Raw genomic sequence first — 13217 nt, forward strand, 5'->3', positions numbered from 1 at the left:
ACCACCCGTCTTCGCCAGAACCTTCGTGATCGCCGCCGTCAGGGACGTCTTGCCATGATCCACATGGCCGATCGTCCCAATGTTGCAGTGCGGCTTGGTGCGCTCAAACTTCGCCTTGGCCATCGTCGTCAGTCCAATCCGAAAGGGGTGTTACCAGCGGTAGTGGCTGAAAGCCTTGTTGGCCTCCGCCATCCGGTGCGTGTCTTCGCGCTTCTTGACGGCCGTGCCGCGGTTGTTCACCGCATCCATCAGCTCGGCCGAAAGCCGCTCTTCCATCGTGCTCTCGCCACGCTTCCGCGCGGCATCGATGATCCAGCGGATCGCCAGCGCCTGGCGCCGCTCCGGCCGGACCTCGACGGGAACCTGGTAGGTCGCGCCGCCGACACGGCGCGAACGCACCTCGACCGCCGGCTTCACGTTGTCCATCGCCTCGTGGAAGAGGCGCAGCGGATCGCTGTTGGGCCCGCCCTTGCGCTTCAGCGTGTCCATGGCGGCATACACGATGCCTTCGGCCGCGGACTTCTTGCCGTCATACATGAGCACATTCATGAAACGGCTCAGCACGACATCGCCGAACTTCGGATCCGGCAGGACTTCGCGCTTCTCGGCGCGGTGACGACGCGACATCTCTCAGCCCCTCACTTCGGACGCTTGGCGCCGTACAGCGAGCGCCGCTTGCGCCGCTTCGGCAGGCCCTGCGTGTCCAGCACGCCGCGCAGGATGTGGTAGCGAACGCCCGGAAGGTCCTTCACGCGGCCGCCGCGGATCAGCACAACCGAGTGCTCCTGCAGGTTGTGGCCCTCACCCGGGATGTAGCTCACCACCTCGAAGCCATTGGTCAGGCGCACCTTCGCGACCTTGCGGAGCGCCGAGTTCGGCTTCTTCGGCGTGGTCGTGTAGACGCGCGTGCAGACGCCGCGCTTCTGCGGGCATCCCTGCAGCGCGGGCACCTTGTTCTGGCTCTTCCGGGGCTCGCGGCCCTGGGCGATGAGCTGGTTGATCGTCGGCATGACGCCCCTTCGTGAACTCGTTCTGCAATCCGCCCGCCCCGAACGAAGCGAGGCCCACCCGGACGCAAGAGAGCGTCGCGGGCGGGCCACCGCATCGAACCCGAGGTCTCAGCGGCGTGACGGCCGCGGCACCTCAGGCAAGGCGTTTGAACCAACATGCCGCAAGGCCAAGCCCCGCAGCGAGAGGCGCCTTCTACTGCCCGCCCCATGAGGAGTCAAGCAATGGAAGGCGGTTCGGCGGGGCGCCGTACTGCGCCCCGCGCATGGCCCTACTCCGCTGCCGCGGCGTTCGGGTCGGGCAGCGCCGGCTGGGCAGCCGGGAGGCGGCCCGCGTCGCGCTGCGCCGCCAGGGAGCGCATCCGCGCCATGACGGAACCCGTGCCCGCCGGGATCAGGCGCCCGACGATCACGTTCTCCTTCAGCCCGCCCAGAGTGTCCACCTTGCCGGCGGTCGCCGCCTCGGTCAGCACGCGGGTCGTCTCCTGGAAGGAGGCAGCCGAGATGAAGGACTGGGTCTGCAGCGAGGCCTTGGTGATGCCCTGCAGAACCGGCTCCGCCCGGGCCGGGCGCTCGCCCAGCTTCAGACGCTTGTCGTTCTCCGCCTCGAACTCGAAGCGGTCCACCTGCTCGCCGATCAGGAAGGTCGTGTCGCCGGGCTCGAGGATCTCGACCTTCTGCAGCATCTGGCGAACGATCACCTCAATGTGCTTGTCGTTGATCTTCACGCCCTGCAGGCGATAGACGTCCTGGATCTCGTTGACGAGGTAGTTCGCCAGCGCCTCGACGCCGAGGACCCGCAGGATGTCATGCGGCACGCGGGGGCCGTCCACCAGCGGGTCGCCAGCCTTGACGTAGTCGCCCTCTTGCACCGAGACGTGCTTGCCCTTCGGCACCAGGTACTCGCGCTCGATCCCCGGCTCGTCGCCGATCGGGTCGCTCTTCACGATGATCCGGCGCTTGGCCTTGTAGTCCTTGCCGAACTCCACCCGCCCGTCGATGTCGCTGATGATGGCGGCATCCTTGGGCCGGCGCGCCTCGAACAGCTCCGCCACGCGCGGCAGACCGCCCGTGATGTCGCGGGTCTTGGACGATTCGCGCGGCATGCGGGCGATGACGTCGCCGGCATGGACGGAGGCGCCATTCTCCACGCCCACGATCGTGCCGGGGGTGAGGAAGTAGATGGCGTCCGAGCCGTTCTCCCGCTTCATCACCTGGCCCCGCGCGTCGCGCAGGATCAGGCGCGGCCGCAGGTCGGCCCCCTTGGCGCCCTTGAACTCGATCACCTCCTTGTAGGACAGGCCGGTGACGTCGTCCGTGCGCTCCATCTGGGTGATGCCGTCGATCAGGTCGGCCTGCTCCACCGTGCCGCCGATCTCGGTGAGGATCGGCAGGGTGAACGGGTCCCACTCGGCCAGCTTCTGGCCGCGCGTGACCTCTGCCCCCTCCTGTACCAGCATCTTCGCGCCGTAAGGAACGCGGAAGCGCACGCGCTCGCGCCCGTTGGCGTCCAGCAGCGCCACCTCGCAGTTACGGCTCATCACGATGGGAGCGCCGGCGCTGTTGGTGACCAGGTGCAGGTTCACCAGCTTCACCTTGGCGTCCACCGTCGCCTCGACCGCGGATTGCTCCGCGCCGCGCTGGGCCGCGCCGCCGATGTGGAAGGTGCGCATCGTCAGCTGGGTCCCCGGCTCGCCGATGGACTGCGCCGCGATGACACCCACCGCCTCACCGATATTTACCGGCGTGCCGCGCGCCAAGTCGCGGCCATAGCAATGGGCGCAGACACCGGTCGTGCTCTCGCAGGTGAGGACGGAGCGGATCTTCACCGCCTCGACACCCGCCGTCTCGATGCGCTCGGCCAGAGGCTCGTCGATCAGCGTGTTGCGGTTGGCGATGACCTCACCCGTCGCCGGGTCGGCCACGTCCTCCTGCGCCGTCCGGCCCAGGATTCGCTCGGAGAGCGAGGACACCACATCCGCCCCATCCATGATGGCGCGCACGTTCAGGCCCCGCTCGGTGCCGCAATCCGGCTCCATGATGATGCAGTCCTGCGCGACGTCCACGAGGCGGCGCGTCAGGTAGCCGGAGTTCGCGGTCTTCAGCGCCGTGTCCGCGAGGCCCTTGCGGGCGCCGTGGGTGGAGTTGAAGTACTCGAGGACTGTCAGCCCCTCCTTGAAGTTGGAGATGATGGGCTGCTCGATGATCTCGCCCGAGGGCTTGGCCATCAGGCCGCGCATGCCGGCCAACTGGCGCATCTGCGCCGGCGAGCCGCGCGCACCGGAGTGCGACATCATCCACACCGAGTTGGTGGGCTTGCCGACCTCCTGCTTCTGGATCTCCGCCATCATGGCCTTCGCTACCTCGTCCGTGCAGCGGGACCAGGCGTCGACGACCTTGTTGTAGCGCTCGCCCGAGGTGATGAGGCCGTCGAGGTATTGCTGCTCGAACTCCTTCACCTCTTCCTTGGTGCGCGCGATCATCCCCTCCTTCTCGGCGGGGATGACCATGTCGTCCTTGCCGAAGGAGATCCCGGCCTTCGCGGCGTGGCGGAAGCCGAGACCCATCAGGCGGTCGGCGAAGATCACCGACTCCTTCTGGCCGCAGTGGCGGTACACGGCGTCGATCACGTCCGAGATGGACTTCTTGGTCAGCAGCCGGTTCACCAGGTCGAAGGGCAGCGCGGGGTGCTTCGGCAGCAGCGCGCCCATCATCAGCCGGCCCGGCGTGGTGAGCGCGCGGACGGTCCGGCCCATGTCGGCCTCGGTCGGGGCCGGCACGCGAGCATAGATGGCCGAGTGCAGCGCCACGGCACCGGTCGCGAGCGCCTGCTCAACCTCGCCCAGGTTGCTGAAGACGCGCGGGCGGTACTCGAGCGCCGCGCGCTCATCGGCGGAAAGCTGCTCCGCCGTCTTGCCGGCGATGCCGCGCAGCAGCGCCTCGGCCTTCTCCGCCTGCTCCTTCTCCACGCGGAACTCCGGCGTGTCGAGGGAGAGGTAGTAGAGGCCGAGGACGATGTCCTGCGACGGCACGATGATCGGCTTGCCGTTGGCGGGGCTGAGGATGTTGTTGGTGGACATCATCAGCACGCGCGCTTCCAGCTGGGCCTCGAGGCTCAGCGGGACGTGCACGGCCATCTGGTCGCCGTCGAAGTCGGCGTTGAAGGCGGTGCAGACCAGCGGGTGCAGCTGGATGGCCTTGCCCTCGACGAGCACCGGCTCGAAGGCCTGGATGCCCAGGCGGTGCAGGGTCGGGGCGCGGTTCAGCAGCACCGGGTGCTCGCGGATCACCTCCTCGAGGATGTCCCAGACCTCCGGACGCTCCTTCTCCACCATGCGCTTGGCCTGCTTGATGGTGGAGGCATGGCCGTACTTCTCGAGCTTCGAGTAGATGAAGGGCTTGAACAGCTCCAGCGCCATCTTCTTGGGCAGGCCGCACTGGTGCAGCTTCAGCTCCGGCCCGACCACGATGACCGAACGGCCGGAATAGTCGACGCGCTTGCCGAGCAGGTTCTGGCGGAACCGGCCCTGCTTGCCCTTGAGCATGTCGGAGAGCGACTTCAGCGGGCGCTTGTTGGCGCCCGTGATCGCACGGCCGCGGCGGCCATTGTCGAACAGCGCGTCCACCGATTCCTGCAGCATGCGCTTCTCGTTGCGCACGATGATGTCCGGCGCGCGCAGCTCGATGAGCCGCTTCAGGCGGTTGTTGCGGTTGATCACGCGGCGGTACAGGTCATTGAGGTCGGAGGTCGCGAAGCGGCCGCCATCCAGCGGGACCAGCGGGCGCAGCTCGGGCGGGATCACCGGGACGACGTCCAGGATCATCCATTCCGGCTGCGCACCGGACTCCGCGAAGGCCTCGATCAGCTTCAGGCGCTTGACCAGCTTCTTGCGCTTCGCCTCGGAGGTCGTCTCCTTCAGCTCGGCGCGCAGGCGCGGGGCCTCCTTGTCCAGGTCGAGGCCGTTCAGGATCTCCTTCACTGCCTCGGCGCCGATGCCGGCGCGGAACCCGTCCTCGCCGAACTCATCCTGCTTGGTCATCAGCTGCTCTTCCGTCAGCAGCTGATGGAGCTTCAGGTCGGTCAGACCCGGCTCCAGCACGACGTAGTTCTCGAAGTACAGGACCTTCTCCAGCTCCTTCAGGCTCATGTCCACCATGAGGCCGACACGGGAGGGAAGGGACTTCAGGAACCAGATATGGGCGACGGGCGCGGCGAGCTCGATATGACCCATGCGCTCGCGGCGCACCTTGGCCAGCGTCACCTCGACGCCGCACTTCTCGCAGACGATGCCGCGGAACTTCATCCGCTTGTACTTGCCGCACAGGCACTCGTAGTCCTTGATCGGGCCGAAGATGCGGGCGCAGAACAGCCCGTCCCGCTCCGGCTTGAAGGTGCGGTAGTTGATCGTCTCGGGCTTCTTGATCTCGCCATACGACCAGGAGCGGATCTGCTCCGGCGAGGCCATGGAGATCTTGATCTGGTCGAAGGTCATTGCCTGGCCGGTCTGGCCCAGGATCTTCATCAGCTCGTTCATGCCGCCTCGCTCTCCGCCCGGGGTGCGCGCCTCGCCCGGGCCATGCTTCGGGGTATTGGAATGTGTCGGGGGGCCAGAGGGCCGGCCCCCCGATATGGGATCAGGATCCGCGGTTTTCGAGGTCCACGTTGAGGCCGAGGGACTTCAACTCCTTCACCAGGACGTTGAAGCTCTCGGGAATGCCGGCCTCGAAGCTGTCCTGGTCACGGACGATCGCCTCATAGACCTTGGTGCGGCCGGACACGTCGTCCGACTTCACCGTCAGCATCTCCTGCAGCGTGTAGGCGGCGCCATAGGCTTCCAGCGCCCAGACCTCCATCTCGCCGAAGCGCTGACCGCCGAACTGCGCCTTGCCGCCCAGCGGCTGCTGGGTGACCAGCGAGTAAGGGCCGATCGAGCGGGCGTGGATCTTGTCGTCCACCAGGTGGTGCAGCTTCAGCATGTAGATGTAGCCGACCGTCACCTTGCGCTCGAACTTCTCGCCGGTGCGGCCGTCGTGCAGCCACATCTGGCCGGAGGAATCGAGCCCCGCCTTCCCCAGCATCGCCTCGATGTCCGAGGGACGGGCGCCGTCGAAGACCGGCGTGGCGATGGGGATGCCCTTCCGCAGGTTCTCGCCCAGCTCCATCAGCTGCTCCTCAGTCATCGGCACGATGTCGCGCTCGAAGACCTCGTCGCCATAGACGTCGCGGAGCTTGGCCAGCAGCTCGTCCCGCACGGCAGAGGTGCGCTGGAAGTCGTTCACCAGCTCACCGACCTGGCGGCCCAGGTTGGCGCAGGCCCAGCCCAGATGCGTCTCCAGGATCTGGCCCACGTTCATGCGCGACGGCACGCCCAGCGGGTTCAGCACGAGGTCCACCGGCGTCCCGTCCTCGAGGAACGGCATGTCCTCGATGGGAACGACGCGGGAGACGACGCCCTTGTTGCCGTGGCGTCCGGCCATCTTGTCGCCGGGCTGGAGCTTGCGCTTCACCGCGACGAAGACCTTGACCATCTTCATCACGCCGGGCGGCAGCTCGTCGCCGCGCTGCAGCTTCTCGACCTTGCTGTCGAAGCGCTTCTGGATGCGCTCCACCGCCGCGTCGAACTCGCGCTTCAGCGCCTCGATCTCGACCATCGCCGCGTCGTCCTGCACGGCGATCTGCCGCCAGGTGGCCTTGGCGAACTGGTCCAGCACCTCGTCGTTGATGGGGGTGCCGGCCTTCACGCCCTTGAAGCCGCCCGCCGCCTTGCGGTTCAGCAGGCGCTCCCGCAGACGCCCGTAGAAGGAACGCTCCTGGATCGCGCGCTCGTCGTCGCGGTCCTTGGCGAGGCGCTCGATCTCCGCGCGCTCGATCGCCATGGCGCGCTCGTCCTTGTCCACGCCGCGGCGGGAGAAGACGCGCACGTCCACGATCGTGCCGGACACGCCCGGCGGCAGGCGCAGCGACGTGTCGCGCACGTCGGACGCCTTCTCGCCGAAGATGGCGCGGAGGAGCTTCTCCTCCGGCGTCATCGGGCTCTCGCCCTTCGGCGTCACCTTGCCGACCAGGATGTCACCCGGGTTCACCTCGGCGCCGACATAGACGATGCCCGCCTCGTCGAGGTTGCGGAGCGCTTCCTCGCCGACGTTCGGGATGTCACGGCTGATCTCCTCCTGGCCCAGCTTGGTGTCGCGGGCCATGACCTCGAACTCCTCGATGTGGATCGAGGTGAAGACGTCGTCGCGCGCGATACGCTCGCTGATGAGGATGGAGTCCTCAAAGTTGTAGCCGTTCCAGGGCATGAAGGCGCAAAGCACGTTGCGGCCCAGCGCCAGCTCGCCCAGCTCCGTGCTCGGCCCGTCGGCGATGATCTCGCCGGCATGAACGCGGTCGCCCACCTTCACCAGCGGGCGCTGGTTGATGCAGGTGCTCTGGTTGGAGCGCTGGAACTTCCGCAGGCGGTAGATATCCACGCCCACCGTCTGGCCGTCCTCGCCCGTCGCGCGCACCACGATGCGCGCGCCGTCGATCTGGTCCACCACGCCGTCGCGGCGGGCGGAGATCGCGGCGCCGCTATCCTGCGCCACCGCGGCCTCCATGCCCGTGCCGACCAGCGGCGCGTCGCTCTTGATGAGCGGCACGGCCTGGCGCTGCATGTTGGAGCCCATCAGCGCACGGTTGGCGTCGTCGTTCTCCAGGAACGGGATCAGCGCCGCGGCGACGGAGACGAGCTGCTTCGGCGACACGTCGATCGCCGTCACCTCCTCGGGCTTCACCAGGCGGAAGTCGCCGCCCTGGCGGACGGAGACCAGCTCAGACTGGAACTCGCCGGTCGCGGCATCCACCTGAGCGTCGGCCTGGGCCACGACCAGGCGCTCCTCCTCCATGGCGGAAAGGTAGCGCGGCTCGCCCACGATCTTGCCGTCGCGCACGAGGCGGTAGGGCGTCTCGATGAAGCCGTACTTGTTCACCCGCGCGAAGGTCGCGAGGGAGTTGATCAGGCCGATATTCGGGCCTTCCGGGGTCTCGATGGGGCAGATGCGGCCGTAATGCGTCGGATGGACGTCACGCACCTCGAAGCCCGCGCGCTCGCGCGTCAGACCGCCCGGACCCAGCGCCGAGAGGCGGCGCTTGTGCGTCACCTCCGACAGCGGGTTGGTCTGGTCCATGAACTGCGACAGCTGCGAGGAGCCGAAGAACTCGCGCACCGCCGCCGCCGCCGGCTTCGCGTTGATCAGATCATGCGGCATCACGGTGTCGATATCCACCGACCCCATGCGCTCCTTGATCGCGCGGTCCATGCGCAGCAGGCCGACGCGGTACTGGTTCTCCATCAGCTCGCCGACCGAGCGCACGCGCCGGTTGCCGAGGTTGTCGATGTCGTCGATGGAGCCGCGGCCGTCCTTGAGGTCCATCAGCACGCGCAGCGTGGCGACGATGTCCTGCTTGCGGAGCGTGCGCAGATGGTCCGGCGCCTCCTCCATGGAGAAGCCGAGACGCATGTTCATCTTCACGCGGCCGACCGAGGACAGGTCGTAGCGGTCGGCGTCGAAGAACAGGCCGCGGAACAGCGTCTCCGCCGTCTCGGGCGTCGGCGGCTCGCCCGGGCGCATCACCCGGTAAATGTCCATCAGCGCCTCGTCGCGCGAGGTGTTCTTGTCCACCGCCAGCGTGTTGCGCATCCAGGGGCCGACCGTCTGGTCGATGGCCAGGGTCGGCAGCGTGTCGAGCCCGGCCTCCTCGATCGCGGCGAGGCGCGGCTCGGTCAGCTCGTCGCCCGCCTCGGCCCAGATCTCGCCGGTCTGCATGTTGACCAGGTCCTCGGCCACGTAGCGGCCCAGGAGGTCGGCGCGGCCAACCAGCACTTCGGTGGTGCCGGCCTCGGCGATCTTGCGCGCGTTGCGGGGGGAGAGCTTGTCCTCCTTCTTCGCGACCACCTGACCGGTGGCGGCGTCGACGAGGTCCTCCAACAGCTTCACGCCCTTGAAGCTCTCGGGGTCGAAGGCGCGCGACCAGCCCTTCGGGCCGCGATGGAACACCACCTGGCCGTAGAAGTGGTTCAGGATCTCCTCGGCATCCATGCCGCGGATCTCGTTCGGCTCCATCTCCGTGCCGTTGGCGGCGCGCTCGGCGCGCTTCGCCTCGGTGTCGGCGCTGTCGAGCGCCATCAGCAGGGTGGAGGCGGGCAGCTTGCGCTTCCGGTCCACGCGCACGTAGCAGATGTCCTTGGCGTCGAACTCGAAGTCGAGCCAGGAGCCGCGATAGGGGATGACGCGCGCGGCAAAGAGATACTTGCCCGAGGAGTGCGTCTTGCCCTTGTCGTGGTCGAAGAACACGCCGGGGGAGCGGTGCATCTGCGAGACGATGACGCGCTCGGTGCCGTTGATGATGAAGGTGCCATTATCCGTCATGAGCGGCATGTCGCCCATGTAGACATCCTGCTCCTTGATGTCGCGGACGGAGCGGGCGCCGGTGTCCTCGTCCAGGTCCCAGACGATCAGGCGCAGCTTCACCTTCAGCGGCGCGGCGAAGGTCAGGCCGCGGGCGATGCATTCCTCGACGTCGTACTTCGGCTCCTCCAGCTCGTACTGGACGAACTCGAGGCGGCCACGGCCGGCGAAGTCGTTGATCGGGAAGACGGACTTGAACACTTCCTGCAGGCCGGTGTTCGTGCGCGCATCAGGGTGCACGTCCATCTGCAGGAAGGTGGCGTAGGAGGCACGCTGCACATCGATCAGGTTTGGCATGGGCGCCACCTCGGGCAGCCGCCCAAAGCTCTTGCGAATGCGCTTGCGTGCCGTGAAAGCCTTGCTGATGGCGTTCATGCGTGTCCCGCTTTCCTCAAACGCCCGGCCAGAAGTCGGCCGGCTGAAATGGATGCTCCAGGGGACACCCCGCCCCCTGAAACGGCGGAAGGGGCGGCAACCGCACGGTTCCCGCCCGCCCCGTAGAAAACCGATCCGGACCCGCCGGGCGCGGAGCCCCCGGCAAGTCCGTAGAAGTTACTGGACCTTGACGGTCGCGCCGTTCTCTTCCAGCACCTTCTTGATCTTGTCCGCCTCGTCCTTCGAGACGTTCTCCTTGACGGTCTTGGGCGCGCCCTCGACCAGATCCTTGGCTTCCTTCAGGCCCAGGCCCGTGATGCCGCGGATCTCCTTGATGACGTTGATCTTCTTGTCGCCCGCGTTCTCGAGGATGACGGTAAACTCCGTCTGGGCCTCGGCGGCAGGGGCAGCAGCGCCACCACCGGCGGCCGGCGCGGCGGCAACCGCCACCGGAGCGGCGGCGGAGACGCCCCACTTCTCCTCGAGCATCTTGGAGAGCTCGGCAGCCTCCAGGACGGTCAGGGCGGACAGCTCGTCAACGAGCTTAGCGAGATCGGCCATGTTCGTGTTCCTTCGATCTAATGGCTTGACTGTGGCTTGACAACCCCAGCCGGACACCCGGCCAGGGGAAATTCACTTCCAACCGAAACCCTTACGCGGCTTCCTTGTCCGCATAGGCCTTCAGCACCCGTGCCAACTGCCCGGCGGGGGCCTGCACAACCCCCGCGATGCGCGTCGCCGGGGTCTGGATCAGACCCACGAGCTGCGCGCGCAGCGTCTCGAGCGAGGGCAGCTCGGCCAACGCCCTGACCCCGTCGAGGGCCAGGGTCTGGGTGCCGAGCGCACCGCCCAGGATCACGAACTTGTCGTTCGTCTTGGCGAACTCCACGGCGGTCTTCGCCACGGCCACGGGGTCCACAGACCACGCGAGCGCGGTCGGACCCTTCAGCAGCGGCTGGATGCCCTGGAAGCGGGTGCCGTCGAGGGCGCGGCTGGCCAGGCGGTTCTTCGCAACCTTGTACGTCGCGCCCGCGGCCTTCATCTTGCGGCGCAGATCGTCCACCGCCGCCACCGTCAGACCCTTGTTCTGGGCGACGAGGACGAAGGACGTCTCACCGAAGACGTTGACCAGGGACTCGACGAAGGCGCGCTTTTCCGTGCGGTCCATTCACACTCTCCGTCGGTGGCCGGATGCCTTGTGGAGGGGCCCCGGCCGGTTCAACCCGAGGCAAGGAGACCACCCCCCTGCCCCGTTCGCCTGTCGTCGCCGGAAAGCCAAGCCACGCGCGCCCGGAAGGCCGGGCCGCGCGAATATCTCGGTTCCCCGTCTCATGCTGGCTGGGCGGAACCCTCAGGCCCGTCCATTCAAGCCCACCAGGGGCACCTGCAATCTCCGACAGGAGCGGCGGGACCGAAGTCCCGCCTGCGCGTCCCGGCCCCTGGGGACCGGGACGAATTCACAATCAGGCGTTGCCCAGCGTCGAGGGGTCCACCTTCACGCCGGCGCCCATGGTCGAGGTCACGGCGACCTTCTTCACATAGGTGCCCTTGGCGCCGGTCGGGCGGGCGCGCTGGATGGCCTCGGCGAAGGCGCGGGCGTTGGCCGCCAGCTTGTCCGCGTCGAAGGAGGCCTTGCCGATGCCGGCATGCACGATGCCCGCCTTCTCGGCCCGGAACTCCACCTGCCCGGCCTTGGCGGCCTGCACGGCGCCCCTCACGTCCATGGTCACGGTGCCGAGCTTCGGGTTCGGCATCAGGCCGCGGGGGCCCAGAACCTTACCGAGGCGACCCACCAGCGCCATCATGTCCGGCGTGGCGATGCAGCGGTCGAAGTCGATCTTGCCTTCCTGCACCGCGGCGGCGAGGTCGTCCGCGCCCACCACGTCGGCGCCGGCAGCCTTCGCCTCTTCGGCCTTCGGGCCACGGGCGAAGACGCCGATGCGGACCGTCTTGCCGGTGCCGTTGGGCAGGCCGACCACGCCGCGGACCATCTGGTCGGCGTGGCGCGGGTCGATGCCCAGGTTCATCGAGATCTCGACCGTCTCGTCGAACTTCGCCTTGGCGTTCTGCTTCACGAGGGCGATCGCCTCGTCCAGCCCGTAGAGCTTCTCTGCCTCGACAGTCGAGGTCAGGGCCTTCATGCGCTTGGTCAGCTTCGCCATGGGATCAGCCCTCCACCACGGTCATGCCCATGGAACGGGCGGAACCAGCCAGCATGCGAACCGCGGACTCCACGTCGGTGCAGTTCATGTCCTTCATCTTGGTCTGGGCGATCTCGGCCAGCTGGGACTTGGTGACGCGGCCGACATTGCCGCCCTTGCCCGGCGTGTTGGAGCCCTTCTCGATCTTCGCCGCCTTCAGCAGGAAGTAGGTGTTGGGCGGAGTCTTGGTGATGAAGGAGAAGGTGCGGTCCGTGTAAGCGGTGATGACCACGGGCGTCGGCGTGCCCGGCTCCATCCCCTGCGTCGCCGCGTTGAATTCCTTCACGAACTGCATGATGTTCAGGCCGCGCTGACCCAGGGCGGGGCCCACGGGCGGCGACGGGTTGGCCTTGCCGGCCGGAATCTGCAGCTTGATGTAGCCAGCGATCTTCTTCGCCATGGCCCGATCTCCTCAAGGTGAGGGACCCGCGGTCCAGACGGCCCGTCCGGGCCTCCCGCGTTTCCGAAGGGCGCCGTCTAAGGCAGGCGCGTACGCCTGTCCAGCGCGCAGCCCCGCGCGCCCTGCATGGCAGTCTCGATAGATGAAACCCAGCTGACGCCTCGCCCCAGAAGGGCGGCTGGTCGGAGTGAGAGGATTCGAACCTCCAGCCCCTGCGTCCGGGACACTAGTTCAGGGGGTCAGCGAGCGCAAGAGTGGCGGTTTTCCGTGGGGCGAACTGTGCCTCAGGCGGGTTATACCGCGAACTTCCATGGCCGACCGGGCAAGACGTGCAATCGCGCACTGTGCGTGAAGAAGGCCGCTTGGTCAGGCGCTTGCTAACCTTACCATTTTGGGCTTCCATTCGGTCTGTCCGGGGGGAGAAACGATGCTTGACGAACAGACCGACGAGGCCGATCCCACCGTCTACAGTCGGGCGGATGTGGACCGTGCGTTCCTGTGGGGCTTCGTGGTCGCCCTCGCCCCCTGCATCGTTGTCCTGATGACCCTGCTCACCAGGGCGTAAAGCCCCGCCCCGGCGGGGAACCGGATCAGGCGCGGCGCAGAATGCCGAGGCCGAGCCTGCCCAGCGCCAGGAAGGCGAGCCCGGCCGGCGCGGGAACGGCGATGGTGGTCTGCCCGGAAAACTGACAGTTCCCGTTCCAGCAGGGGCTGATCTCTGTCCCCGCGAAGCCGGTGAAGGTCTGCCCGCTGAAAGCGAGGCTGATGCCGAACTCGGGCGCCCTG

The 13217-nt window shown here is 67.4% G+C and carries 10 protein-coding genes; 1 reads left to right on the top strand and 9 read right to left on the bottom strand.

Going from position 1 to position 13217, the window contains the following annotated elements; translation table 11 throughout:
- The 9 genes from JTJ31_RS16580 to rplK form a co-directional block, all read right to left on the bottom strand.
- On the bottom strand, positions 1–123 hold a 123-nt coding region (locus JTJ31_RS16580; RefSeq protein ID WP_236020360.1), incomplete at its 3' end, for a GTP-binding protein.
- Between the two features lie 27 nt (positions 124–150).
- Positions 151–627, bottom strand: coding sequence for a 30S ribosomal protein S7 (gene rpsG, locus JTJ31_RS16585; RefSeq protein ID WP_207539844.1), 477 nt, complete (start codon positions 625–627; stop codon positions 151–153).
- Positions 628–638: 11 nt separating this feature from the next.
- Positions 639–1010, bottom strand: a complete 372-nt coding sequence (rpsL, locus tag JTJ31_RS16590; protein ID WP_207539845.1) for a 30S ribosomal protein S12 — start codon at positions 1008–1010, stop codon at positions 639–641.
- A 269-nt stretch (positions 1011–1279) separates the two neighbouring features.
- Positions 1280–5542, bottom strand: coding sequence for a DNA-directed RNA polymerase subunit beta' (gene rpoC, locus JTJ31_RS16595; RefSeq protein ID WP_207539846.1), 4263 nt, complete (start codon positions 5540–5542; stop codon positions 1280–1282).
- A 100-nt stretch (positions 5543–5642) separates the two neighbouring features.
- Complete coding sequence (gene rpoB / locus JTJ31_RS16600) at positions 5643–9830, bottom strand: DNA-directed RNA polymerase subunit beta (protein WP_207539847.1); 4188 nt, start codon at positions 9828–9830, stop codon at positions 5643–5645.
- A 177-nt stretch (positions 9831–10007) separates the two neighbouring features.
- A complete protein-coding gene (gene rplL / locus JTJ31_RS16605; protein WP_207539848.1) occupies positions 10008–10391 on the bottom strand; it encodes a 50S ribosomal protein L7/L12 in 384 nt (127 codons plus the stop codon).
- A gap of 91 nt (positions 10392–10482) precedes the next feature.
- Positions 10483–10998: a 50S ribosomal protein L10 gene (rplJ, locus tag JTJ31_RS16610; RefSeq protein ID WP_207539849.1), complete on the bottom strand. Its 516-nt coding sequence runs from the start codon at positions 10996–10998 to the stop codon at positions 10483–10485.
- Positions 10999–11293: 295 nt separating this feature from the next.
- Positions 11294–11992, bottom strand: a complete 699-nt coding sequence (gene rplA, locus JTJ31_RS16615) for a 50S ribosomal protein L1 (RefSeq protein WP_207539850.1) — start codon at positions 11990–11992, stop codon at positions 11294–11296.
- 4 nt (positions 11993–11996) lie between these two features.
- Positions 11997–12431 (bottom strand): 50S ribosomal protein L11, encoded by a 435-nt coding sequence (gene rplK, locus JTJ31_RS16620; RefSeq protein WP_207539851.1) that lies wholly within the window; start codon positions 12429–12431, stop codon positions 11997–11999.
- 427 nt (positions 12432–12858) lie between these two features.
- Between rplK and JTJ31_RS16625 the strand changes: the two genes are divergently transcribed.
- Positions 12859–12996: a hypothetical protein gene (locus JTJ31_RS16625; protein ID WP_207539852.1), complete on the top strand. Its 138-nt coding sequence runs from the start codon at positions 12859–12861 to the stop codon at positions 12994–12996.
- The last annotated feature ends 221 nt before the right edge of the window (positions 12997–13217 follow it).

The sequence above is a fragment of the Sabulicella rubraurantiaca genome (assembly GCF_017355885.1).
Lineage (GTDB): Bacteria > Pseudomonadota > Alphaproteobacteria > Acetobacterales > Acetobacteraceae > Roseococcus > Roseococcus rubraurantiacus.

Excerpts from the sequence above, each read along its gene's own strand:
- rplL (WP_207539848.1), bottom strand. The coding sequence starts at position 10,391 with ATGGCCGATCTCGCTAAGCTCGTTGACGAGCTGTCCGCCCTGACCGTC.
- rplA (WP_207539850.1), bottom strand. The coding sequence starts at position 11,992 with ATGGCGAAGCTGACCAAGCGCATGAAGGCCCTGACCTCGACTGTCGAG.
- rpsG (WP_207539844.1), bottom strand. The coding sequence starts at position 627 with ATGTCGCGTCGTCACCGCGCCGAGAAGCGCGAAGTCCTGCCGGATCCG.
- rplK (WP_207539851.1), bottom strand. The coding sequence starts at position 12,431 with ATGGCGAAGAAGATCGCTGGCTACATCAAGCTGCAGATTCCGGCCGGC.
- rplJ (WP_207539849.1), bottom strand. The coding sequence starts at position 10,998 with ATGGACCGCACGGAAAAGCGCGCCTTCGTCGAGTCCCTGGTCAACGTC.
- rpoB (WP_207539847.1), bottom strand. The coding sequence starts at position 9,830 with ATGAACGCCATCAGCAAGGCTTTCACGGCACGCAAGCGCATTCGCAAG.
- rpsL (WP_207539845.1), bottom strand. The coding sequence starts at position 1,010 with ATGCCGACGATCAACCAGCTCATCGCCCAGGGCCGCGAGCCCCGGAAG.
- JTJ31_RS16625 (WP_207539852.1), top strand. The coding sequence starts at position 12,859 with ATGCTTGACGAACAGACCGACGAGGCCGATCCCACCGTCTACAGTCGG.
- rpoC (WP_207539846.1), bottom strand. The coding sequence starts at position 5,542 with ATGAACGAGCTGATGAAGATCCTGGGCCAGACCGGCCAGGCAATGACC.